Origin of the sequence: Megasphaera hominis (assembly GCF_014269395.1) — a bacterium.
Lineage (GTDB): Bacteria > Bacillota > Negativicutes > Veillonellales > Megasphaeraceae > Megasphaera > Megasphaera hominis.
The window spans coordinates 87,978-113,186 of sequence record NZ_JACOGK010000002.1; the positions used below are offsets into that span (position 1 = coordinate 87,978).

General features: G+C 51.0%; 17 protein-coding genes. All 17 read right to left on the minus strand.

Annotated elements, in window-relative coordinates; translation table 11 throughout:
* Positions 1–20 precede the first annotated feature (20 nt).
* Positions 21–2,327: a BamA/OMP85 family outer membrane protein gene (locus H8J70_RS01240; protein ID WP_186501939.1), complete on the minus strand. Its 2,307-nt coding sequence runs from the start codon at positions 2,325–2,327 to the stop codon at positions 21–23.
* Between the two features lie 14 nt (positions 2,328–2,341).
* Positions 2,342–2,935, minus strand: coding sequence for a hypothetical protein (locus H8J70_RS01245; RefSeq protein ID WP_186501940.1), 594 nt, complete (start codon positions 2,933–2,935; stop codon positions 2,342–2,344).
* Between the two features lie 145 nt (positions 2,936–3,080).
* Positions 3,081–3,713, minus strand: coding sequence for a sigma-70 family RNA polymerase sigma factor (locus H8J70_RS01250; RefSeq protein ID WP_186501941.1), 633 nt, complete (start codon positions 3,711–3,713; stop codon positions 3,081–3,083).
* Positions 3,714–3,725: 12 nt separating this feature from the next.
* Positions 3,726–8,021, minus strand: coding sequence for a translocation/assembly module TamB domain-containing protein (locus H8J70_RS01255; RefSeq protein WP_186501942.1), 4,296 nt, complete (start codon positions 8,019–8,021; stop codon positions 3,726–3,728).
* 146 nt (positions 8,022–8,167) lie between these two features.
* The gene (locus H8J70_RS01260) at positions 8,168–9,793 is read right to left on the minus strand and encodes a TolC family protein (protein WP_186501943.1); all 1,626 of its coding nucleotides are present in this window, start codon (positions 9,791–9,793) and stop codon (positions 8,168–8,170) included.
* 47 nt (positions 9,794–9,840) lie between these two features.
* Complete coding sequence (locus tag H8J70_RS01265; protein ID WP_186501944.1) at positions 9,841–11,085, minus strand: MlaD family protein; 1,245 nt, start codon at positions 11,083–11,085, stop codon at positions 9,841–9,843.
* On the minus strand, positions 11,082–11,834 hold the full coding sequence (locus tag H8J70_RS01270; protein WP_186501945.1) for an ABC transporter ATP-binding protein: 753 nt from the start codon (positions 11,832–11,834) through the stop codon (positions 11,082–11,084). The genes H8J70_RS01265 and H8J70_RS01270 overlap by 4 nt, the downstream gene beginning before the upstream one ends.
* 10 nt (positions 11,835–11,844) lie before the next feature.
* Positions 11,845–12,600: an MlaE family ABC transporter permease gene (locus H8J70_RS01275; RefSeq protein ID WP_186501967.1), complete on the minus strand. Its 756-nt coding sequence runs from the start codon at positions 12,598–12,600 to the stop codon at positions 11,845–11,847.
* A 270-nt stretch (positions 12,601–12,870) separates the two neighbouring features.
* Positions 12,871–14,838, minus strand: a complete 1,968-nt coding sequence (locus H8J70_RS01280; RefSeq protein WP_186501946.1) for a SpoIVB peptidase S55 domain-containing protein — start codon at positions 14,836–14,838, stop codon at positions 12,871–12,873.
* Between the two features lie 10 nt (positions 14,839–14,848).
* Positions 14,849–15,136, minus strand: a complete 288-nt coding sequence (locus tag H8J70_RS01285; protein ID WP_186501968.1) for a biotin/lipoyl-containing protein — start codon at positions 15,134–15,136, stop codon at positions 14,849–14,851.
* Positions 15,137–15,166: 30 nt separating this feature from the next.
* A complete protein-coding gene (mreB, locus tag H8J70_RS01290; protein WP_186501947.1) occupies positions 15,167–16,240 on the minus strand; it encodes a rod shape-determining protein in 1,074 nt (357 codons plus the stop codon).
* The gene (gene murA, locus H8J70_RS01295) at positions 16,233–17,495 is read right to left on the minus strand and encodes a UDP-N-acetylglucosamine 1-carboxyvinyltransferase (RefSeq protein ID WP_186501948.1); all 1,263 of its coding nucleotides are present in this window, start codon (positions 17,493–17,495) and stop codon (positions 16,233–16,235) included. Before murA ends, mreB begins: the two co-directional genes overlap by 8 nt.
* Before the next feature lie 264 nt (positions 17,496–17,759).
* A complete protein-coding gene (gene serS / locus H8J70_RS01300) occupies positions 17,760–19,043 on the minus strand; it encodes a serine--tRNA ligase (protein WP_186501949.1) in 1,284 nt (427 codons plus the stop codon).
* A 45-nt stretch (positions 19,044–19,088) separates the two neighbouring features.
* Positions 19,089–19,733: a histidine phosphatase family protein gene (locus H8J70_RS01305; RefSeq protein ID WP_186501950.1), complete on the minus strand. Its 645-nt coding sequence runs from the start codon at positions 19,731–19,733 to the stop codon at positions 19,089–19,091.
* Positions 19,734–19,744: 11 nt separating this feature from the next.
* The gene (serA, locus tag H8J70_RS01310; protein WP_186501951.1) at positions 19,745–21,337 is read right to left on the minus strand and encodes a phosphoglycerate dehydrogenase; all 1,593 of its coding nucleotides are present in this window, start codon (positions 21,335–21,337) and stop codon (positions 19,745–19,747) included.
* A 36-nt stretch (positions 21,338–21,373) separates the two neighbouring features.
* Positions 21,374–22,447: a 3-phosphoserine/phosphohydroxythreonine transaminase gene (gene serC, locus H8J70_RS01315; RefSeq protein ID WP_186501952.1), complete on the minus strand. Its 1,074-nt coding sequence runs from the start codon at positions 22,445–22,447 to the stop codon at positions 21,374–21,376.
* Positions 22,448–22,832: 385 nt separating this feature from the next.
* A complete protein-coding gene (locus H8J70_RS01320; protein WP_186501953.1) occupies positions 22,833–25,112 on the minus strand; it encodes an adenosylcobalamin-dependent ribonucleoside-diphosphate reductase in 2,280 nt (759 codons plus the stop codon).
* Between the last annotated feature and the right edge of the window lie 97 nt (positions 25,113–25,209).

The following is a 25,209-nucleotide window of genomic DNA, read 5'->3' on the forward strand; positions in this document are numbered from 1 at the left end:
CCACCTATCGTCAGGCGGCCTTAGAACTTACCGCCAAAGCTGAAGTGGAATTTGCCGCCGTCATCGCCAAAGCCATAGTCGAGACGGATAGGCCCGATCGGCGTTGTAATACGGAAGCCAAGACCGGTCGAAACGTGGAGGTCTTCGTTGTCATGATACCAGGGCACGTGTTCCGTACCGCCCCAAGCCGAACCGGCATCGACGAAGAAGACGCCCTGTACTTTTTTGGCAATGGGATACCGGTATTCGACTGTACCGGCGTACATCTTGTCGCCGCGGAATTCGTCATCTTCATAGCCGCGCAGTGTATCAGCACCGCCGAGGGTAAAGAGATCGGAGTACGGCATATCGCCTGTAGCAATACCACCCATGAGACGTACGGCAATAACATGGGAATGACCTACCTTGTAGTAGAGACGATTTTCTACAGTAAATTTGTAGTAGTCGAAATCGCCGCCTAAGCCGTGGCCTGCCACCGAACCGGTGAAGGACAGGCGCTTGCCGCGTGTCGGATCGTAGACGTTATCACGGTTATCGAAGACATGGGCCCAGGTCAGGCTGTTCGTACGGCCAAAGTTGTAATCCATATAGTGCATGCCCTTGAAGTCATAGCCATCGTTGCCGGGATAGCTGGCATCCTCACGATAATCGAAGCCGCTGTCGTGATCATTGTATTTTGTCTTTTTCGATTCGAGGGTGACATAATCGCTGACGTATTCGCTGCGGACACGGCCATAGGTTACGTTCATGCCCCGCGTTTCGCGGTCATATTCAGCAACAGAGTCGCCATCTTCGTTGTAATCATCGTATTCGTATTCGCGGTCAAAGATACTAAAGCCAATGGAATCGCCGTGATCATTGAGCCACGGATGAGTGTACGAGAAGGTATAGTTCTTATTGGAATCTGTATTACCGCCAAATTCCCAGTTGATGCTGGCCTTATCGCCGGTACCACGCAGGTTCGTTTCCGTCAGGCCCAAGAGACCTACGAGGCCATTGGACTGGGAATAGCCGCCGCCAATGGTAACCTGGCCGGTCTTGGCTTCAACGACATCGATTTCCATGATGACGTCGTTGGCATTCTTTTTGCCCGGCAGCATGCGTACGTTAATATCTTCAAAATAGCCCGTATTATAAATACGTTCAATACTCCGGCTGGCAGCAGCCCGGTTGAATACGTCGCCCGGCTTCATACGGACTTCACGCGTTACAACATGGGTTTTAGTCTTTGTATTGCCGCGCACGGTAATCGCTTCTAAGTGGCATTCAGCAATAGCCAGGTGCAGGACGCCTTTATCATCGAGGGTAGCATTCGAAACGTGGCTGTACATGTAACCGTCTTTGGCATAGAGATTGTTAATATTGGCTACATCTTTGCTGATGAGGGTGCTGTTGAGGGGAGAGCCCGGAACATAATCGATCATCTTAGCCAGGACATCTGTCTTATATACCGTATTGCCCGTAATTTCGACGCTGTTGATGATGGGGTTCATCTGGACGGTGTAATTAAGCGTAACCCCTTCCGGTACGTTGTTCAGCGTTGGCCGTACTGTCGAAAAGAGGCCACTGGCACCAATGACGTTGACGTCATGGCGGATATAATCGAGATTTACCGCATCGCCGACACGCATAGCCAGCTGCGGTAAGAGATGCTGTTCAATGGCCGGATCCGGTACAGGGCTGATGGAGACAGACGTCGTGACCTTATTCAGATAGGGAGCAATATCGGCTTCTGTAACGGCATTACCATAGGGCATCGTACCTTCCTGCCCCGTCGGTACAACTGCCATGGGATATTTGGGAATGGAAGTATCAATCTGGACGTCGCCTAAGCCAGATACATAGGGCACTGCTTCGCCCGGCAAGCCTTCTGCTTTGGCACTTTCTTCTGTGCCAACAGTCCCTTGTTCATAGCCTGTATTGCCGCTAATGACCGATTTGGCAACTTGCTGTTTCCGTTCCTGTTCAGCCTGCTGAATTTTTTCAGTCTGTTCCTGTTCAGCTGTCTTACGTACGTCTTCCGGCTTTTTGCCGCTGGCAATGGCCGCCAGTTCTTCGTCCGTTTCGTACCCTGTCAGGCCGGATTGTGCATTTTTCATGGCCGCTTCGGTTTCAGGTGTATTGGCACTGGTTACTACCGTGTTGATAGCCATCGGTTTGGCCTGGTCCTGGGCGGACAAAGGAGCTGCCGTAGCCTTCTTTTCCACCGTTGCCGGTGCCGCATCATAGCCCGTTTCTGTCTGTGCCGTATCGGCAGCCCAGGCCGGGCAGGTCATCATGGCACTTGTAATCATCATGAGAAGAAGCTTTTTATTTCGTGTAATCATAAAATCCTCCGTTGTCATTTTTTTATTTCCGTACCGCGCAGACTATGACGCGCATCTTGTACGGCAGCTTGTACCTGGCTGTCGGTTAAAACCTTTTCCTGTACGGGCTGTGTATGTTGTACAGCAGGTGCTGGTGCTGTTGTTCCAGAGTCTGCTGTATCAGGCTGTTGTCCTGCCGCTTGTGGTGCAGCAGGTGCTGTGTCCGGCAAGGCTGCACTGCCTGGCCCGGTATCTGCTGGCAGCTCTTGTGCCGGTGGCGGAGCTGCCCGGGCCGGTGTTGCCGGAACAGATTCAGGTGGCTTGGCCTTCTCTTCCTGCAAGGCTGCCGGCGCCGGTGCCGGCAAGGGCCGGACAGTCGTCGTTTTTTCCCAGCCCGTCAGCTGCCAGCAGGCAAGGGCAATAACGGCTGCCGTACCGGCAGCAGCTATTTTACGTAAGCCCCGGGAATGTCTTTCTTTTTTGCGCATCTGCTTCATTTCTGCTTCTGCCAGCATCAAATTCAGCTCGCCGCGCACATCCGACTGTTTGCCAAAGGACTCCTCTGCCTTCTCCAGCCAGGCTTTGGCAGAGCGGACCCGTTTCACCTTTTCTTCATCAGATTTTCTCATACGGCAGAAACTCCTTTCCCGCTATGTTTGTACAATCGGAAAAACAGATCTGCCCTTATCCCTTGTTATTTCCAAAGAATATACCTATTATCTCATATATTATCATATTTGCGCTAGTTTTTAATCTTTTAGCCCCCATTTCCTTTTATTTACTGTCATGAATAAAGCGGCTCAGCATGCCGCGAATGCGGCGTATGCCCCGTTTTTGCAGGCGATATACATAGGGAACGCTGACTGAAAGGTCGCGGGCAATATTTTTTTGCTCCTGATCCTTTAAGTATACACCTTCCATGACGAATTGCTCTTTTTCAGGCAAGCGCTGCAATGTTTGGGCTACATGCTCAAACAGCAGCTGCCGGCCTGTACGCTCAGCCAGATCTTCACTGGCGTCTGGCAATTGCTCCCGTAAGGGTATGCCATTTTCATCAGGCTCGTCAATAGACAAAGCCAGGCGGCTGTTTTCTTCCTTGAGAAAATCAAGGATTTCTCCGCGTATGCGATGGACAGCATAGACAGAAAACGCGACGTTGCGGCGATGATCGTACCGCTCTACGGCCTCGATCAGGCCCAGCGTTCCCTCCTGCAGGGCATCCTGCAGGTATTCCTGACGAATATGCCAGCGCATAGCTTCGCGAAAGACGAGGGGCTGGTACTGCTCAATGAGGCGCCGCCGGCTCTCCTGATCGTCCTCTTCTTTATAAGCCCGCCAAAGGGCCTTTTCTTCTTCCGGGGAGAGGAGCTTTATCTGTTGCAATTCTTTTAAATACGCTTCCAGCATATATCTCCCTCCCTAGTAAAAGCTGTATTTATAGACGCCGCCCACATATGCGCCTTCGCTGGATTTCCAGGCGGCCAGGCCAAACTTACTGCCCAAATTATACTGCATGCCAATGCGGTTATCCTGATGATTCAGGCCAAAGGCTGCCGTAACCATAAAGTCATTGAACAGGTATTTGCCCATTTCTATATTATAGTAGTTATCATTAATATCTGCCGTTTTGGCATCGTAGTCGAGCGAACCCGTGGTTACCGTCAGCATATCCAGATGCAACGCCTTTTCCAAGGTCTGGGTAATACCCAGGCTGTTTAAGGTCATGCGGATACCGCTGCCGATAAGCGTATTGACGTCTTCTCCCGTAAGGGAGCTGCTCTGCTTGTCACCGCTGTTGCGCAGGGTAATTAGCGAAATAATCTGATTTTTCGTAAGCGGCGGATTCGAACGCAGCATGAGATCCATCTTTTCTACAGGCCCGCGCAGGTTCAAGAGGACATTATACTGACCTACCCGCGTTTCCCCTTCAACATCGACATAAGGCAAGAACGTATCGGGCTGGTTAAAGGTTGCTTTCGCCTTGGACAGATGGAAATTCGTATCGAGATAATGGAATGTCCCGTTCATGGCTTCAAACCCACCGGAAGCGTAGGGGTGCATGAGTGTACCGCTGAAATTAGCAGATCCGGTTAGTGTTATATCATATAAGGCCGGATTATACAAGCGCACTTCATCGCCCATTTCGATAGTCAGGTCAAGGCCCAGGTCCATACTGCTATTAGAGGAGCTCAAGCTGAGGGGCACATCAAGATCCGTATGGGACAACGTAATCTTACCGGAAAGGAGCGGATACCCTTCTTCATCGCTAAGCTTCAATTCCCCGTTCAAAGGTCCTTTGAAGTATGGGCACTGGACATTCAAATGATTGAGATTCAACGTACCGCCATACTGTGTCAATTCCCAGCCATTCCAGGCTGCATTGCCCTGAATCTGAACGTTGCCCGGGTTTTTGGCATTTTTCTTGTCCATGACGGCTGCTGTCGTAAGGGCTGCCTGTGTCCCTGTAAACTGAACCTGTCCCTGAATCTGTGATAGCGGATACTGCATGGCTTCAATAGATACGGAGCCGTCCTTCACACCGACCGTACCGTATACTTCCGGTGCTGCTGCCGTTCCTTTTACCTGCAGCGTTCCTTCCAGGTTACCCGTCGCCGTCTTAATAAGCGGCGATACGAAGGTCAGGAGATCCAGGCTGGCATGATCGAGTTTGAGCGTAACATCCATGGATTCATCCGTCCGTGCACCGCTGATAGCGGCCATAGGAATCGTACCATAGGCACTGACCTTATAGGGATCCTTCGCAATATACGCCTGGGAAAGCTTGATAATACCGTTGCGGATATTAAGGAGAGCATAGGCATTGGTAAAGGAGAAGCCCTTCATCGTGCCGCCGTTGAGCTGAATGGATACATCGGCATTCGGATCATCACCGGTACCACTCAGGGTGACAGCAAAGTCGACATTGCTGTCAAGGTCGATGTCCGTACGGCCTGTAATTTCCGTCAGAAGCTTCGTTGGGAAGCCACGGCCAGCTACCTGAATATTGACCGGACCGTGGAGGGCATACGTTCCTTGGGCCGCCAAAATACCGCCACTGACCTGGAGGGCCAGCTTATTGATTTTCACCGTATCATTTTCGTACTGTACATCAATATCCGTCGGTTCTATAGGTTCTTTGCCAATAAAGCCTTGCGTAAGCTGTCCCGTCAGATGGGCCCGTGGTTTTTCTGCTGTACCATCAACAGAGAGATTCCCGTCGAGCCGGCCCTGTACGGCATTGCCCTTATACCCGGCCAGCTTCAGAAGGCTGGCCAGGTCACCGGAGGCGACAGACGCCCTGGCCATGATCCAGCCGTTCGCCGGATTATAGCCGCCGTTGGCATCATACGAACCGCCGTTCTGCATAAAGTGGAAATTATTCAAATGGAAAATACCGCCGTAATAGGTAACCTCCCCTTTGACATCCTGGAGCAGTGTTTGGTTGAAGGTAAGCTGATCTGACTGAAGCGTACCGTTCAGGGTCGGGCTGTCCAGCGTACCGCCTACGTGCGCCTTCAGATGAACCAGGCCGGCCCGCTGCGGGCCTTTTTGCGGTACCAGGCGGGCAATATCCAAGTTGCTGGCATCAAAGTCCAGGTTGAGGCGCGCCCCAACGGAGCCGCTTACTTTGACAGATGCGTCGTAAGCAGAAATATCCCCGTTCTGCAAATAAATCGTATTGTTGGCCAGCGTATAATCAGCGCTGACATTTTTATAAAGGTAACCATAAGCCGAACCACTGGACAAGCGGAAGGAACCGTGCGCAGCCAGGTTGTCGAGCGTACCGCTCACGTAGACCGTATTATCTGCCCAGCCCGTAAGCGGCAGTTCCCCTTTACCCAGAGCCGGCAAAATCCGTTCCAGACGCATATGCTGCGTTGTTACCTGCAGCTGTAAAGAGCGGCTGTCCAGATTCACTTGGCCGCTGGCCTGGTGGGTACCATCCTTGTACCGCCAAACGACAGAAGGAATTTGAATCTGGCTGCCTGTGCCTGACAAGGAGCCGTCGAGACTGTCGAAGGGCATATCTTTTATGCTGCCATTGGCGGCATGGAAGATGACATTCCACGCCGGACCTGTACCAAAGACCTGACCGGCTGCAGAAATAGTACCACTCATTGGCACGGCTGCATAGCCTGCAAACATCGAGAGGGGTATATCTTTTGCCGTAAAGACACCATTGAGGTCCTTATTTTTCGTATCATAGGTCCCATTGGCTGTCACCGTGCCGCCCTGGACTGAGGCTGTAAGCTGGCTCAAGGAAATGACACCATCTGCATAGGCAAAATCGGTCGTAGCCGTATCGGCTTCAAGGCCGTTATAGGAAAGGCCTGTTGCCGAAGCCTGGCCCTTAGCCGTGACCTGGCCGCTTTGTACATTCCCGGCAGCCTGCAAAGTGGCACTAACCGTGCCCAACATAGAAACAGGCAACTGGGGAATGGCTTCCAATTGAATCCCCTCTGCCTGAAGGTCTGCATGAAAGTCACTGCTTTCCCGATTGTACGTACCGCTGCCGGTCAGACTGCCGCCGGCTACAGCAGCCGTCACATGGGTAACGGCAATATCCGAACCGGCACAGCTGATATCTGCCTGGCCGTTGCTAATGGAAAGATTATTATAGTCCAGCTGCGGTACCTGAACAGTCCCGGCAGCACTAAGCTGATCTGTCGTGCCCCACAAGCGTCCTTTAAAGGCCACACTGCCTGTAAGGCCTTCTGGCAGATACGCTGTAAAGGCAGACAAATCGGCTCCCGGCACAGTGACATCGAGCTGGAAAACGGGCGTATCCGTATTAATACGAATGAGGCCGCCGGCTTCTACCTGCTGGCCGTTTAAGGTACCACTGGCTTTTTCCAAATAGACTGTATCCGTTGTCAGGCGTACGTCACCCTTGACGTCGGCGCAAGCAATCCCATAGGCTGTGCCGGCACCGCCTTCGACAGACGCGGAACCACTCAGGGTCTGGCCGTTGTGCGTCTGGGCATAGTGTGCCCGTATATCGCGGATGGTGCCATCTGTAATCGTCACATCCGTATCAGCTGGAATAAAGGGGGAAAGGTACGCTGCCTTAACAGCGTCACCTTTGACGAGAACGTCAAAATCACGGGCTGACGTAAAGTGCCCTGACGCAGTAACCTTTTCGCCATCCAGATATAAGGCCGCATCCGCATAGAGGCGCGGGTAGGAGCTGAAATCCAGCGTACCTTCGCCTTGTTCACCTACAAGGGTAGGCCCATTCGGCAGCTGCAGCCGCACGGTACCGTCATGTAAAAGGATGCGTCCGCGAAAGCCGGCGTCTGTCGTATCGCCCGTATTCTTAACAAGATTGGCTACGTTCCACGTCTGGTCTGCCTGATTTTGCCAAATATGAACGACCGGCGCCTGAATATCAACCGTTTCGACGGCTGCCGCCATTTCCCCACCCGATAGGGATGACAGGACTTTCCAAGGATTAATAAAAACAGTAATATCTTTACCAGAAAGGACAGTACGCCCCTGTGTATCACGAACTACCGGGTCAGCAATCGTCACGCGGCCGGAAAGAGAAACATCCATACTGCTAAAACGCAGTGTACCGTTTAGCTTTTCATCAGCAGTTACCGTCACCGTTTCCGACAGTTTTTGCATGAGCACCGGTTTTTCCAGCCAGAGGGAGAAAGCCGCGGCAAATAAAAAGACTACAATTGCTCCGAAGACAATCCATTGCTTTTTCACCGGCGGACCTCCTTTCTGTATAGAAAAAGAAGAGAGAATTGTCATATTACAATTCTCCCTTCATTGTACCTAGGCTATACTTTAAAATCAAGAAGTATGAGCGAATAAACTGTTTCAATTTATAAATTTACATCAAACTGTAACAATTAGCCTCTGTATGAAGTTGCCGTCATGGACGGATGTACCACACCAGAACGGACGTCAACACCCATAGCCTGTTCCAGCGTAGCAATGCCTACGTTGTAATCGTACAGGGCCTGAATATGATTGGTCTGAGCTTCGTTCAACGCGAGCTGGGCATCGAGGACATCCAAGTTGATACCGACGCCGGCCTGGTAGCGGACGCGGGCAATCTTGAAGCTTTCTTCAGCCTGATTGATAGAGGTCTGTGTAGCCAGTACACGCTGGGCAGCACTGCGCAGGTTCAAATAGGCCTGCTTGACTTCGAGCTGTACGGCTTCGCGCTGCTTCTGCTCTGCTTCGCGCTGGGACAAGAGAGCCAGCTGGGCTTCTTTGATTTTGGCATTCGTCGCGCCGCCATCCCAGAGGCTCCACGACACACCACCGGTGATACTCCAATTGTGTTCATCCCAGCCCGGGAAAGTCGTATCGCTGTAGCCGCGGCCGGCACCGACACTAACCGTCGGGCGGTTGCCGGCTTTAGCAATTTCAATATTGCGTTCTGCTTCCTGTACAGCCAGCGCCGCCTGGAGGACTTCCGGACGATACTTCATGGCATAGTCCATAGCTTCCTGCAGGGAAATATCGTACGAGTCAAAGGGCAGGCGATGATCGGAGAGGACCAGTTTGGTCTGTAAGGGCAGGCCGAGGATATTATTCAGATTTGCTTCCGCTACGGCTACGTTCGTATCTGCTGTAACAGCCGTAGTCTTTGCATTAGCCAGGGAAACATCAGACGTAAGGACATCGAGCTTGGCGACGGTGCCTACATTATACTGGGCCGTAACGTTCTTTACGTGCCCTTCCAGGTTGCTTACCGATTCATGGTATACATCCTGCAATTCTTCATAGGCTAAGAGGCCAAAGTACCCTTCTACAGCCGAAAGCTTTGTCGCCTGTTCGACACGCAGCATTTCTTCCTGGGCATTGACCTTGCCGAGCTTGGCATTGGCAATTTCATTTTCTACGCGCCCGCCTGTATAGAGGGGAATAGAAACACTGAAAGAGTTGCCAAATGCGTTGGCTACATCTTTGACACTGCCGCCTGTGCGGGAACCGCTCCACGTATAGCCGATGGTCGGCATCTTGCCGGCACGGGCTTCATCAATAGCAAAATCCGTGCTATGCAGGGCATAGCGGGCCATCTTGATATCACGGTTGTAATCGAGTGCCATTTGAATGGTCTTCGGCAGGGTCAAATCCACCGTTTCATCAGCACCGACACGGCCGACGACGATGACCGGATCGGCCTCATGTCTGGCTGCTGCACGCTGAGCGCTCTTTTGCATATCTTCGGCAATCTGCTGCGCCAGCTGTTCGCGCAAAGCCGGTGGCACATCAGGCACAGTAGCTGCTGTTGTCGCAGCCGCCGGGGCCACAGCCGGTGCCGGGCGAGACGCTTCCTTTTGCGCCTTTTCCGTCGAAAGCTGTTGTAATTCACTTTCTACAGATGCACTCTTCTGTGACGTATCACTTAAATCTACGGGAACAACCGTAGCCTTGGCCGGCGCAGCTGCCGCAACGGCAGATATTGTGCCCAACGTTGTAATCATCACTGCTGCAATAAGTTTTTTATACATGTCCTTGTTCATTGCGGGTACCCCCATTGATCTGATTGCTATATTGTAGAATGTCCTGGCTAAAAGACATAGTCAATGCCATAATAATTACCGCCATCGCTGCGGTTCATAGGCCTTGTAAATTGGCCAAAGAGGAAAAGATTATCGGTCAGACGATACTTGGCTTTTACGCGGTAACGCCAGTCGTCCGGATCGTAGCCTTCCAGAGAAAGGCGGAACGGCTTATCTTCAAAAAAGTCGAGGCCCATACCGAGTTCGCCGCGGATCAGGCCGGCCCGGGCGGAAAGGAATGTCCCCTTTTTGCCATACTGCAGGTTCATTTTCGTACCGTTACCAATATTTTCAGCTCCTAACAGAGCAAAGCTATTGTTCCGGTACAACTTAAAATTTACCTGGGCACCTGTTTCACTTTTTGTATCATTGTACAGAATAGCTGCATCGCCTTCGGTCTTCAGACCCGTATCGCCACCGAGAATCTTATTCAGGCGGCCGGAGATGGAAGCCGTATTGTGCAGCGTCTGCTGCAGATCGGCCTGGCTCTGTTCATCTGTCGTAATTTTTTCTACTGCTAAGGCTGTTTTTTCAAAGCTGTCTGTAATTTGCTTCATATTCTCTGCCGTCGCCCGGACGTCATCAGAAATGGCGCCGTCACGGTTCATGGCCGCTAACTGGGCTGCCGTTTCATCGAGAGACGCCGTAACTGCCGCCATATGGGCAGTCATGGACTGAATATTGCCGGCATTGGCATCCATGAGGCCGTTTACCCGGCCGGTCATACCTTCGATGTTCTGAATCGTACCGCGCATAGCCTGCTGCGTTTCAGGATGCCCAATGACGTTATTGATATTATTGATCATGTCGTTAGCATTAGCAATGAGCTTCCCTGTACTTTCCATCATATCATCCATGGTCTTGCCATCGCTGCCGTTTAAATACTCACCTGCAGCTACTACCTGCGTAGAATCAGCGCCCGGTGTAATAGAAACAATTTTTTCGCCCAATAGGCCATCGGTCGTGATGGCCAGCTTGGAGCCTTTGGGAATCTCCGTTCCCTTATCGATTTTCATAGCTACGTCCACGCCTTCCTTCGAAGGACTGACACTGACGACCTTACCTACGTGTACGCCTACATAACGGACAGAATTGCCCTTTTGCAGGCCATTGGCGTCGCGGAACATTGCGTGAATTTCATAGCCCGGTTTACCAAATATTTCTGCATGAGCCAGGGTAATGACTACATACGTAAAAATCAGCACGCCAACAATCGTTACCAGCCCTACTTTTGCTTCTGCACTCCATTTCATGTAGTATTCCCTCCCTCCTGCCAGTCTGTACTGCCATGAATAAACCGCTGCACCTGTGCATCCGTCGTCGAACGGAACGTTTCTTTATCGGCAATCAGCCGGAATTCGCCCTCTTCCAAATACGCCAGCCTGTCGGCTACATAAAAAGCCGACTCCATATCATGCGTCACGACGACGGACGTCGTATGGAGCTGGCGCTGTGTATTAACAATCAGATGGTTTATATCCATGCTACGCAACGGATCCAGACCGGCTGTCGGTTCGTCATACAGGATTACTTGTGGCTCCAGGGCAATAGCCCGGGCCAAGCTGACTCTCTTTTTCATGCCGCCTGAAAGGTTGTTAGGCATCATGGCTTCTACATTATCGAGGCCGACGAGATGAAGCTTATTGTGTACGATTTCGCGTATTTCCTCTTCACTCTTTTTTGTGTGCTGCCGCAGGCCAAAGGCCACGTTTTCGCCAACGCTCATGGAATCAAACAGGGCCGAATATTGGAATACCATCCCCATGTGCAGCCGCACCTGGTCCATCTGATCCTCATCCAGCGCGAGAATATCCTGGCCATCGACAAAAATTTTGCCGCTCGTCGGCTTTTGCAGGCCTATGATGAGCCGTAAGATGGTACTTTTACCAGAACCGCTGGCACCTAGAATAGCGAGGGTTTCACCTGTATGAATATCGAGATTGATGTGGTTCAGGATAACCCGCGATCCATAGGCTACCGTGATATCCTGCAGACTAATCATAGCAGCACTCCTAATATAAGATAAGGGACAAGAGATAATTACAGATAAAGATAAAAATAATAGACGTAACAACCGAACGGGTGGTAGCCTGGCCAACCCCTTCAGCACCACTCTTGGCATTCATGCCTTCGTGACAAGCGACTAAGGCAATAATGCCGCCAAAGAACATGGCTTTAATCAGGCCATATACTACGTCTGAAACGTCGGTAAACATTTCAATGGAATTCATATACGTGAAATGAGTGAGGCCGGCGCTCAACGTAGCCACGGCATAGCCACCGGCCGTACCGATAATATAGCCGTAGAAAGCTAAAAGCGGCACCATACAGACACAGGCGACGAAGCGTGGTACAACGAGATAGGCAACGGGATTAACGGCCATGCAGCGCAGGGCATCAATCTGCTCGGTAACCTTCATCGTGCCGATTTCAGCTGTCATAGCAGCGCCTACACGGCCGGCTACGACAACGCCTGTGAGAATAGGCCCCAGTTCACGCCCCATCGCGATGGACATAATCCCGCCTAAGGTCGACTGTGCCCCATAGCGCAGGAGGATATCGACGATCTGTAAGGTCATAACCATCCCGGCAAAGAGTAAGGTCAAGCTGACAATAGGCAGCGAATTAACACCAAGGTGCGCCATCTGGGCAATGGTCAGGCGTCGCTGAATTTTCGGCAACTGGCGCACCGTCTGCAGAAACAGGAGGGCCAATACGCCAACCTTTTCGAAGATATGTAACGTAAACGCACCTACGTGTTCCAACATTCCCAGCACAGACACACCCCCTTTTCCCTGCGTATGTACTGTTACTATACCATTAATACAACAGGTATGCAAAACACTGGCAATAAATTGTTATAAAACTGTGAGAAAACTCAGAACTCCTTTTCAGTTTTCTACAAATAAGATAATACCATGTTATCCCTTAAATATCAAGATTGAACCCCTGCCACAGCCGGTCAGGCACAGAGAACCACAGCGTACGGTAAAACAGCAGCTGCGTATGGTCACATAACACAGCTGCTGTCTGGTAGCCTAGTATAGGCCAAATATATTCTTTTTATCTTGCGAGGGCTTTTCTTTCTGATTCTTGCCGGCATCAGATTGGTTGTCCGTATCCTTCTTGTCCGTCTGGTCAGCCGTATCTGCTGTATCATCGTCTTCAGCGCTGATAACTGCTTTTGCCGACTGCAGCGTGTGGTGTGCTGCCAGGAAACGGTCCCGCTTTTCCGGTGTGACAATCTTGATGGTCAGCTGGCCGTCACCTTTAACGATGTACGGCGTCGGAATGGATGATTTTTGATCGTCCTTATCCGTGTCATCATGAAGACCATTCTTTTTCGGTTTCAGTACATCCTTCGGTGATTCCTGCGCTTCCTTAGCCTGGAGTTTTACCTTAGACGTCTTTGTTTTCCCATCGTCAATCATGCTGACGTTCTGATCGAGGACTTCAATGACCAGGTCATTATTGGCATCTTCTTTTTCGATCGCCTTCTTAAGCTCATCAAAATCTTTATAATGACGCAGGCGTTCAATGATTTCGTCTGTCAGGTTGTAGCGTTGCCGTTCGATCAGGTACGGCAAGGGAATGACCCCGCCACCGCGTACTTCCAGTACCATATCGCCTAAAGGCTGATCTTTGGGCACCGTAAAGGTCATTGCCTTTACTTCATCGGCCCCCCGATAGGGATGAAGCGTGACCTTGAAATAAATCGTATCGCCCGGGCTGGCTACGACCGGAGCTGCCATAGCCTCCGTAATACGTGCTGTCTTTTGTGCCTGGGAAATAGACGTAGTAGATGTAATGTCGAGTACAGGGTAATCAATGAATTCATTATGCTTCAGGATATCCAGCACATTATACAGTTCATCGATACTCTTTTCATTGACATTATTTTCTGAATAATACATGTTATGCCGCGTAATATCCTTATCGCGGCCGTTGGCCGAGCGGATCGTATACTCGATCGTCGCCGTACCGCCGCCTAAACGGTCAATCGTCTTATTAACTGTATTATAGACAGACGTTGCCGCCAGAACCGGTGTCATTTCGTTATCTTCAATGATTTTAACGCGTTTAACATTATGGGCTCCCGTATCCTGATCGCGTACATCCATGACGACAGGGATGCCCGGTGCCAGGGAATAATTGCCGGCAATCCCGGCGCCCCGGTCCTGATCGATGCGGCCAATTTCAGCCCCGATAGAACCAAGCTTGAAAGAGCTTTCCATATTATTGACGATCGTGAAGATATACGCATTGTGCATGAAGTAATTGATACTCCCCTTCTTTAGGAAGGGATGGCCAAAGGCTACAATATGATCGTGATCCACATAGGTAACCGTGCCAATAGCGCCCAGCTTCAGATCGCCATTGACAAAGGCCGCAGCTACGGAACTGCCCGCTTCTAACGGCTGGGCCTGGCTATCAGATGCAGCCGTCGCCGTATCGACAGGCAAAAACTTATATTGCGGCAGCTTTTCCTTCATCCAGTTCATCGAAAGCGTGTCAAAGCCGCTGGCCATGAGCGGTGTATCAACCGGAACAAGTGACGATTCACGGGCATTAAAGGGCCGGATTTCTTCCTTTACGGGTACATTCCAGAGTTTGACCATATCTTCAATAGGCGTTATCATACCTACCTTTGAATTCGTAAAAGACCAGCCGTACGCTACGGCGCCCAAGAGTTTCCCATTTATGTAGACCGGGCTGCCGCTCATCCCCTGGGCAATCCCGCCTGTGCGCTCGATCAAAGGTCCGGAAAACCGGGCCAAAACGAGATCACCGGAAGGGCCGCTATTCTTCATGACGCCCAGAATTTCTACAGGAAAGGTTTCCATCGTCGTTCCCTGGGTTACCGTCTTCGCATAGCCCGTCATACCCGGCTGGACATCGCGGACTGACATAAATTGTTCCGCATATGCGGTGAAAGAGACGGCGCAGCAAAGGAATGCTGCACATAAAGCCTTTACTGCGTGCCGCCACGTACGTAATCGTCTCATAAGCTCCTTCTTATTTCGTTTCCACAACAACTACGACAGTGCCCTGTGTGACTGCCGACCCCGGCTGAATCGTGACCGATTTGACAGTGCCACTGCTATTCGCCCGGGCTGCCGGCATAGGACCGGCCAGGGATTCTACGGTAAGCAGTACGTCGCCTTCAGCGACAGTCGTTCCTACGGGAACGACACTGTCTACCTTACCGCTCAGGACAGATGTATACGACACATCTGCGGCCATAACCGAAGAAACTGCCAGGGCAGCAACCATCGCTGCCAGTGTGAGGACTTTCCTTTTCATGGACATCATGATGTATCACTCCTTTACAGATTACAAATCATCAAAACTATCTTTTAACCGGCTGATTTCATTGAGTGACTTGCCGGCCCCATTGGCAACGCACAGCAAGGGGTCGTCGCAAAGATACGCGGCCATGCCTGTCGTCTGGGAAATCAGACGATCCATGCCGTCTAGCAGGAGGCCGCCGCCGGTCAGGATAATGCCGTGATCGGCAATATCTGCAGCCAGTTCAGGCGGTGTTTTTTCCAAAATCGTAAGGATTGTGCGCAAAATAGCCTCAATCGGTTCCGACAAGGCCCGGCGGATTTCCTGTGAGTCAATATCGACCATAGCCGGCAACCCCGTTTCGGTACTGCGGCCCCGTACATCCGCCGTCAGCTGGCGGCCATCGGGCAACGCCGTACCGATGAGGATTTTCAGCTCTTCTGCCGTACGCTGGCCAATGGTAACGTGTTTAATTTTTTCCAGGTAGCGGATAATCGCTTCGTCGAACGTATTGCTGCCAATACGCAGAGATTCACTGATGACAATACCACTCAAGCTGAGTACGGCTACATCTGTCGTTCCTCCGCCCATATCGACGACCATAGACCCGTTGGAGCTGGCAATATCCAGGCCGGCGCCAATAGCGGCAGCCAGCGGTTCCTCCATGACAACGGTTTTGCGGGCACCGGCCTGCATGGCCGCTTCAATAACGGCCCGCTTTTCTACATTCGTCGCCCCGGAGGGTACACAAATAATAACCCGTGGCTTAAAAAGCAGCGCTTTGCCAATGGCCTTGCGGATAAAATAACGCAGCATATACTCGGTGGCATCATAATCGGCAATGACACCACGGCTCAAGGGATGATAGGCGTGGATATGCTGCGGCGTCCGCCCCAGCATGGCCTGGGCTTCCCTGCCGACGGCGATGACCTGACGGCTGTTCGTATCTAACGCGATAACAGCCGGTTCATTGACTACAATACCACGCTTTTTTACATATACAATAATGTTGGTCGTACCCAGATCAATGGCAATATCACTGCCAAACCAATGGGGCAGAAACGAACCATGTCCGTTCTGGGCCGGCGGCACATTCTGATTTTTCTTTTTTTTAGTCAATATTGACCCGAACAATGTCTGCACCTAACCTTTGTAGCTTTTGGACCAGGTTATCGTAACCACGGTCTATATGATATAGATAACCAACCTTTGTTTTTCCTTCTGCTACGAGGCCAGCCAGCACCAGAGCGGCACCAGCCCGTAAATCCGTAGCATTGACGTCTGCCCCTTTCAGCTTGGCCACGCCTTCCACAATAGCACTGCGTCCTTCAATGCGGATTTTGGCACCCATCCGCTTGAATTCATCAACGTGCATGAAGCGGTTTTCAAATACCGTTTCCGTAATGACGCTGGTACCTTCGCAGATCGTCGTCAAAGCCATGAACTGCGCCTGCATATCCGTAGGGAAACCAGGATAGGGCAAGGTCTTAATATCGGCCGGACGCAACGGCTTGTGGCCAATGACGCGGATACCGTCAATGTCTTCTTCAACGGTAGCGCCTACTTCCTTTAACTTGGCGACGAGCGGTTTTAAGTGTTCTGACAGGGCATTTTCTACATAGACGTTACCGCCGGTCATAGCGGCGCCGACCATAAATGTCCCGGCTTCGATACGATCGGGAATAACGGCATGGGTTGCACCATGCAGTTCTTTTACACCTTCAATCCGGATAACATTAGTGCCGGCACCACGAATATTGGCACCCATGCTATTTAAATACGTAGCCAGGTCCACGATTTCCGGTTCTTCTGCGGCATTTTCCAGGACGGTTTTTCCTTCTGCCAGCGAAGCTGCCATGAGGACGTTTTCAGTCGCGCCGACGCTGGGAAAATCCAAATAAATCTGTGCGCCCTTGAGACCGCCTTCAACGGAAGCTTCAATGTCGCCATTTTCCAGATGAATGACAGCCCCCATAGCTTCAAATGCCTTGAGGTGTAAATCAATAGGCCGGGCGCCAATAGAGCAGCCGCCAGGCAGGGAAATCTTAGCTCTGCCTTTACGGGCTAAAAGAGGCCCCATGACCAAAAAGGATGCGCGCATGCGGCGAACCAGGTCATACGGTGCCGCTGTCGATGTTAACTGGCTGGCATCAATAACCAGTGTGCCTTCTTCAAGCTGGGAAATATGTACGCCTAAGGACGAAATGACCTCACATACAGTATGAACATCATCCAACTTGGGAATTTCCGTCAAGACACTTTCCGTTGTTCCCAGCATAGATGCTACAATAATGGGCAGCACAGCATTTTTTGCTCCGCTGACACGAACAGTACCTTCCAAGGGCTTTCCACCACGAATAACAAGCTTCTCCAATTCTGGTGCCTCCTAAATAGATTGCGAATGTATAGTTCTGATAAACAAAGCAAAGCCAAGTTTATCAATCTTTTGTATTTTTGCTATCAAGTCATTGTACCATAAAAGGCGCAAATCTGAAAGAGCCTCACCTTTTTGTTTAAAAAAGTAACAATCTGCCCTTCCTGTCCTTCCTCGCACCGCCAGCGGGCACGCCTGGACATAATTCGCCCGGCAGGAACTTCAGCGTTCGCTGCCGGGCGACGAATCAATCATATACTAGCCTTATTTTTGTTTGGTAATGACGTCGCAATGCATATATGGACGCAATGCTTCCGGTACGAGGACAGAACCGTCAGCCTGCTGGTAATTTTCCAGGATGGCAGCGACGGTACGGCCTACAGCAAGGCCGGAGCCATTCAGGGTATGCACGTATTCCGGTTTTTCCTTCGGTGTACGGCGGAAGCGGATATTAGCACGACGTGCCTGGAAATCTTCCGTATTGGAGCACGAAGAGATTTCACGGTATTTGCCCTGTGCCGGGAACCACACTTCGATATCGTAGGTTTTGGCAGCAGAGAAACCGATGTCACCGGTGCACAGCGTGACGACGTGATAGGGCAGGCCCAGTTCCTGTAAGATTCCTTCGGCATCATGGGTCAGTTTTTCCAGTTCGTCATAGCTCGTTTCCGGTGTCGTGTATTTTACCATTTCGACTTTATGGAACTGGTGCTGGCGGATGAGGCCGCGCGTATCACGGCCGGCAGAGCCTGCTTCGGCACGGAAGCACGGCGTCAGGGCTGTAAAGTATACAGGCAGCTTGCTGCCATCGATGATTTCACCACGATAGTAGTTCGTCAACGGCACTTCTGCCGTCGGAATCATGTACATTTCTTCGCCTTCTACGTTAAGGCGATACATATCTTCATAGAATTTCGGCAGCTGGCCTGTACCGGTCATAGAATCACGGTTGACGATATATGGGGGAATAACTTCTGTATAGCCATCGTGTTCCGTATGGCGGTCGAGCATGAAATTATATACGGCCCGTTCCAATCTGGCGCCGGCACCGATGTAATAGTAGAAGCGTGCACCCGTAACTTTGGCAGCCCGTTCCGAATCGAGGATACCCAGATTTTCACCGATTTCCCAATGGTTAAGAGGCTGGAAATCATAGCTTTTGCGTTCGCCCCAGCTGCGTACTTCCGGATTCTGGCTGTCATCTTCACCGACAGGAACCGACGGATGGCACATGTTTGGAATCATGAGCTGAATGGCAAGCATGTCCTTCTCAATTTCTTTGACTTCCTTGTCCAGGCTGTCAATGTCATCGCCCAGCTTTTTCATGGCAGCAATCTTGTCATCAGCATTTTCTTTATTTCTCTTCAACTGGCTGATTTCTTTCGTTACCGTGTTGCGTTCATTCTTCATCGCTTCTACGCGCTGCAACAATTCCCGGCGCTTTTCGTCGAGAGCAATAAACTGATCTACGTCTGCTTTTGCATGGCGGTTCTTGATGTTTTCTTTTACTTCATCTGCATGTTCGCGGATAAATTTTGTATCTAACATGTTTTCTCATCCTTCCTGTACATAATACCTGTTACATTATATACACTATAGGCCCTTTTGTTCAATACCGCTGTACAAATAACCCATATGATTTGTCGAGTTCAGTAATACGAGACGCCATTTGCCGTCCTGTTCTTCCAGCACATTGATACACGTATTGTCCTGTTTGATTTGCCAGAAGTGGCTCATATCGAGACCGAGAAGATCGCAGATAATCGCCTTGTTAACCGCATCATGAGCCGCTACGAGGACTGTCTTGCCGGCAAAGCGGACAGCGTAATCATCAAAGGCAGCGCGCACGCGGCGGCGTACATCTTCCAGACTTTCCCCGCCCGCGCCGGGCATGGTGACCCGCTGGGGCTCACTATGCCAGAGAGCGAATTCGGCAGGATACTGCTGCTGAATTTCATCTGCCAGGCAGCCTTCCCAGACGCCGTGATTGATTTCAAGCAGGCGGTCATCCGTTTCGACAGGCAAATGGTGCAGGCCGGCACAGAAGGAGCAGGTCTGAAAAGACCGTTCCAGCGGGCTCGATACACAGACATCGAAGGGAATGTCCTTCAGGCCCTGGGCCAGAAGCCGTCCCTGTTCGAGGCCGCGCGGACTGAGATGCGTATCTTCCTGCCCCTGATAGCGTCCTTCTATATTCCATTCCGTTTCCCCATGACGCACTAATATAATCCGTACCATAGCCTGCCTCCTCAATGTGTTTCGCAGTGAATCAGTTTCATGTCGATAATGCCTTCAATGCCGCGCAGTTTCAGCATGATGTCGTTCGGAATATCATCCTGTACGGCAATCGCCATAATATTCGTACCGGCCTGCGTCATTTTCGCCAGCTGCATGCCTGTAATATTAATATGGGCCTGCCCCAGGATAGTAGAAATCTGGCCGATCATGTTAGGCTGGTCGATATGCGGCGCCAGGAGCAAATAGCCTTCCGGCGTAAAGTCCAGGCGGTATTCGTCGATCTGTACGATCTTCGCTTCTGTCCGGTTGAAGAGCGTGCCCACGAGGGAGTGTTCCCCTTTATTCGTCCGGATCGTCACGGTAACGGCATCCGACAAATAGCCCTGGTCCTGGCTGTGTACTTCTTTGACAGAAATATGACGGGAGCGGGCCACTTCCGGTGCGTTAACGAAGTTAACCGATTCCTGCAGGATAGGGTTTAACGCACCTTTCAGAACGGCCGTCGTCAAGAGGCCCGTTTCTGTCTGTGCTAAGGCACCTGTATATTCTACACAAATCTCTTTCATAGGGCCTTCGGAGAGGTAAACGCCGATGATCCCCATGCGTTCCATGAGATCGAAGTACGGCTGGATCGTGCGGTAGACATTGGCCGGCAGCGGTGCCATATTGACGGCCGTCGGCACCGGTTCTCCGTTCAAAGCAGCAATGACGCCTTCGGCTACGTCGACAGATACGCCAATCTGGGCTTCCTTCGTGGAAGCGCCCAAGTGCGGTGTAATGACGACATTGTCCATATCGAGGAAGGGATTGATGTCTTTGGTCAGCGGTTCCGTCGGGAATACGTCAATAGCCGCACCGGCTACGTGGCCGCTCTTTAATGCAGCGGCTAAGGCGTTGATATCGAGAACTGCACCACGGGATACGTTGATGACCCGTACGCCGTCTTTCATTTTGGCAATTTCGGCTGCGCCGATCATGCCGCGTGTTTCTTTAGTCAGTGGCGTATGCATCGTAATATAATCGGATTCCCGCAAAAGCGTATCGAGATCAACCAATTCTACGCCCAGCTGTTTGCCCCGTTCTTCCGGAATATACGGATCATAGCCGATGGTGCGCATTTCCATAGCCTGCATGCGTTTGGCAATGCGCGAACCGATACGGCCGACGCCGATAATACCGATGGTCTTATTCTGCAGCTGAATACCTGTAAACCGTTCGCGGTCCCATTCACCGGCCATAAGGGAATTATGGGCCTGCGGAATGTGGCGCGTAATGGCCATGATCATAGCACAGGTATGTTCAGTTGCTGCCACTGTATTTGCCGTAGGCGCATTGACGACGATAATCCCCTTGGCTGTCGCCGTTTTAATATCAATGCTGTCGACACCTACGCCGGCACGGCCAATAACCTTTAATTTTTTGCCTGCATTGATGACCGCTTCCGTTACATGGGTCATGGACCGCGTTACCAAGCCGTCATATTCACCGATGCAGGCAATCAGATCTTCTTCGTTGAGATTGATTTTTACATCTACGTCATATCCCTGCGCACGCAGTACTTCTACACCTTTTTCCGACACATCATCGCTAACTAAAATTTTCATGCTGCATGTCCTCCTCTTGGAAATACCCCTGATTGCTTATTGTTTTTTCTTAAATTCATTCATAAAATCTGCCAGGGCCTGGCAGGCTTCCTCTGTTACGGCGTTGTAAATTGAGGCCCTGCAGCCGCCTAAAGAACGATGGCCCTTAATACCGATGAGATCGCGCGCTGTCGCTTCGGCTACGAATTTTGCTTCCAGCTCCGGCGTCGGCAGGTTGAAGGTCACATTCATGACACTGCGCGAATCCTTAGCTGCATGACCACGATAAAATCCGTCACTGCCGTCAATGCAGTCATACAAAAGCGCGGCCTTTTTCGCATTGCGTGCTTCTATTGCCGTCAGACCGCCTTGCTCTTCCAGCCAATGGGCTACGCGATTGACAAAATAAATGCAAAAGACCGGCGGTGTATTATAGGTCGAATCATGATCGGCAAAGGTACGGTACGACAGCATATCCGGCAGTCCTTCCCGCACGTGTTTCAAGAGAGAATCCTTAATGATGCCGACGACGACACCGGCAGGGCCAACATTTTTCTGCACGCCTGCATAGATGAAATCAAAGTTCGTCACAACGACCGGGCGGGACAGGAAATCGCTGGACATATCGCAAAAGAGAGGCACATCTACATGCGGAAAGGTCTGCCACTGCGTCCCATGAACCGTATTATTGCTCGTCATGTAAATATAATCCGTATCCGGCTTGACCATAAATGTATCTTCCTTGGGGATATACGAAAAATGATCGGCTTTACTCGAAGCCACTTCGTACACTTCTCCATAATAGGAAGCCGCCTTCATAGCCTTATCAGACCAAATTCCCGTATTCAGATAGCCACCGCGGTGTTTGAGGAAATTGGCGCCATGCATGAGGAACTGCATACTGCCGCCGCCCTGCATAAAGATGACGTGATAGTCATCGGGAATCTGCATGAGCCGGCGTAATACGGCTACGGTGTCGTCCTGCATCTTCTGATAGGCTGCACTACGGTGACTGATTTCCACAATACTCATACCTGTGTGATCAAAATCCAAAAACTCAGCCTGTACCTGTTGCAATACCGGCAGCGGCATAGCCGACGGACCGGCATTAAAATTGAATACTCTTGCCATGAAAATCCCCCCATTAGTGATAGATATAAAAAAGGAGAAGCTTCTCTCTTGGGACGAGCTTCTCCTTCTCGCGGTACCACCCAATTTGCTGCCTGGCCGGAAAATAAAAATACTCCCGTCCCTAAAAAAGGGACGAGAGTAATATATTCCCGCGTTGCCACCCAACTTGCCATACAGCCAACTCTTGCCGCTGTATCGGGCGGGACCCGTCAAATTCATCATTTGCCGCTCCGGAGCGGAACGCCTTACACGCTTACTATCTCACACCAGCCGATAGCTCTCTGATAAGCCTTGTAACTTGCTTCTCCATCATCACATCTATGAAATTGAGTATATTATAGCATGCACCCTGGCCTTGTCAAGAGGCTTTGACGGTTTCTTTACATCAATAGCATTTGCTCCAGCCACAATTCTTGCACGTATTGCAGCCGCCTTCAAAGACGAGCGGTTCACCGCACTGGGGGCAAAAGATATTTTCTGCCTTCACCTTATCCGTTGCCCTGGGTTTCGCCGGTTTTACGCGTACGGCTTTCTTCGTACCACTCGTTTTATGGTGCAGTTCTTCCTGCACTTCATTGTACATATCGAGGAGTACGTTGCCTACTGCCATAGGACAACAGGAACCGCGGCTCGTATCGCCACGTGTAGCCCGGCGGACAGAATAGCTCGGGCAATTGCCCGTCGAATTCAGCTGGTCGATAATCGTGTAAATGTCGATGCCGGCGCGGGCACTGATAGAAATCATGCGTGACAGAGCGATCATGAAGTTGTTGCAGCCGCCTGTCGAGCCCTTGCTCAGATAGGTTTCCAGGAGCGCCCCTGTTTCTGTATCAAAGAAGGCCATGCAATGCAGGCTGCCACAGCCTGTTACGAGCTTACGCTTTTTCCCGATGACGTCGTCATCGATAGCCACGATTTCACCGCGGGCCAGGCCTTCACCGGCAATCGGTACGGCGGCTTCTTCCTGCGTATGAGTGGAAAGGATACCTGCACGCTTACAGCCATCGCGGAAGAGCGTAACGCCCTTACAACCGTTTTCATAGGCCAGCATATAGAGCGCTTCCGTGTCTTCTACAGTAAAACTATTCGGTACATTGACTGTTGAACTGATGGACGCATCAATGTGCTGCTGCCATGCGCCCTGCATAGCCAGGCGTTTCTGATACGGCAAGGTCAGCGCCGTCACGAAATACGGCGGCAGCTGTGAGTCATCGGTCAGCTCATGTTTTTTCATATATTCCGCTACGATAGGCGTATAAACTTTATAATACACATCGGCAGCGTGGAGGGATTCCGTTTTGCGTTCATAGAAGTTGGCATAAATCGGTTCGATGCCACCGGAAATGCCGAGCATCGTCGAAAGCGTACCGGTCGGTGCAATGGTCAGGAGCTGGGAGTTGCGCAGGCCATACTGGCGGACCAGTTCTGCCGTCTTTTCTGTCGTATTCGCTTCAAAGTACGGCGTCTGCATGATTTCATCTACGTGGCACATTTCGTATGCGCCCCGTTCCTTCGCCAGCATGGCTGAAGCGGCAATCGCCGTATCGGCCATGGTAAAGCCCAGTTCATGGCAGAAGGCAATTGCTTCTTCACTGCCGTAGGTCAGTCCCAGTTTGAGGAGCATATCGCCCAGACCCATAATGCCCAGGCCAATCTGGCGCCATTTTTTAACGCTGTCCCGTTGTTCCTGCAGCGGATGAAGCGGCAGGCCTTCATCGAGGACGTCATTTAAGGCCCGTACGCCGATCGTTACGCAACTCTTGAATTCATCAAAATCAAAGGCCGCTTCCGGCGTAAAGGGATGTGTAACAAATTGTGTCAGATTCATACTGCCTAAAAGACACGAACCGCCGGCCGGCAACGGTTCTTCTGCACAAGGGTTCACGCCGGCAAAGGTAAATTCCTTCGTATTGGCCAGGAGGTTCCACGAACAGATGCGATCCCAAAAGAGGGCACCCGGTTCGGCATAATCCCAGTTCGTTTCTGCCAACAGATGAAACACATCGGCGGCCTTGACCATCGTTTCAATAGTCTGGCCTGTTTCCTGCCGCGTATAATGAAGACGAAATTCCTTATGCTCCTTGACAGCCTGCATAAATTCATTGCTCAGGCGGACAGAAATGTTAGCCTTTGTCACCTTATTGAGGTCCGTTTTTAACTTAATGAAATCCAATACATCAGGATGACTACAGTCAATAGAAATCATGAGGGCACCGCGCCGGCCATTTTGTCCGATCAATTCCGTAACCAGGGAATAGAGTGTCATAAAGGAAATGGAGCCACTCGTTTCCTTGGCTGCATTATTAATGCGCGCGCCTTTAGGGCTGAGGCGGGAAATATCGATGCCACAGCCACCACCATAGCTATAAGTACGGGCTAACTTACCGGCCCGGTCAAAGATACTTTCGATATTGTCTTCCGGTGGTGTCATGACATAGCAATTCGACAGGGTAATCTTTTTCCCTTCGTATTCAAGACCCCGGTTAGCCAGAATGCGGCCGCCAAACAAGAACTTCTGCTGCCGTAATAAGTCAGCTACTTCTTCGTCATGGCCGCTGACCCGGCCGATCCAGTCTTCAAAGGTTTCCTCGTTATCGCGATATTTATTTTTCCAAATGTCCATACCCAGCTGGTTGCCCTCGCCGAGCCATTCCTTTTCGTCCATAGGTCCTCCTTCGTATGCATTCCATGAATTCAAATATATTGTTATTTATTATGAGTGCACATACTATATATAGTAGTACTGGCAGATTCTATGATAC

Coding starts and splice junctions, on each gene's coding strand:
- H8J70_RS01240 (WP_186501939.1), bottom strand. CDS start 2,327: ATGATTACACGAAATAAAAAGCTTCTTCTCATGATGATTACAAGTGCC.
- H8J70_RS01245 (WP_186501940.1), bottom strand. CDS start 2,935: ATGAGAAAATCTGATGAAGAAAAGGTGAAACGGGTCCGCTCTGCCAAA.
- H8J70_RS01250 (WP_186501941.1), bottom strand. CDS start 3,713: ATGCTGGAAGCGTATTTAAAAGAATTGCAACAGATAAAGCTCCTCTCC.
- H8J70_RS01260 (WP_186501943.1), bottom strand. CDS start 9,793: ATGAACAAGGACATGTATAAAAAACTTATTGCAGCAGTGATGATTACA.
- H8J70_RS01265 (WP_186501944.1), bottom strand. CDS start 11,085: ATGAAATGGAGTGCAGAAGCAAAAGTAGGGCTGGTAACGATTGTTGGC.
- H8J70_RS01270 (WP_186501945.1), bottom strand. CDS start 11,834: ATGATTAGTCTGCAGGATATCACGGTAGCCTATGGATCGCGGGTTATC.
- H8J70_RS01275 (WP_186501967.1), bottom strand. CDS start 12,600: ATGTTGGAACACGTAGGTGCGTTTACGTTACATATCTTCGAAAAGGTT.
- H8J70_RS01280 (WP_186501946.1), bottom strand. CDS start 14,838: ATGAGACGATTACGTACGTGGCGGCACGCAGTAAAGGCTTTATGTGCA.
- H8J70_RS01285 (WP_186501968.1), bottom strand. CDS start 15,136: ATGAAAAGGAAAGTCCTCACACTGGCAGCGATGGTTGCTGCCCTGGCA.
- serS (WP_186501949.1), bottom strand. CDS start 19,043: ATGTTAGATACAAAATTTATCCGCGAACATGCAGATGAAGTAAAAGAA.
- H8J70_RS01305 (WP_186501950.1), bottom strand. CDS start 19,733: ATGGTACGGATTATATTAGTGCGTCATGGGGAAACGGAATGGAATATA.
- serA (WP_186501951.1), bottom strand. CDS start 21,337: ATGAAAATTTTAGTTAGCGATGATGTGTCGGAAAAAGGTGTAGAAGTA.
- serC (WP_186501952.1), bottom strand. CDS start 22,447: ATGGCAAGAGTATTCAATTTTAATGCCGGTCCGTCGGCTATGCCGCTG.
- H8J70_RS01320 (WP_186501953.1), bottom strand. CDS start 25,112: ATGGACGAAAAGGAATGGCTCGGCGAGGGCAACCAGCTGGGTATGGAC.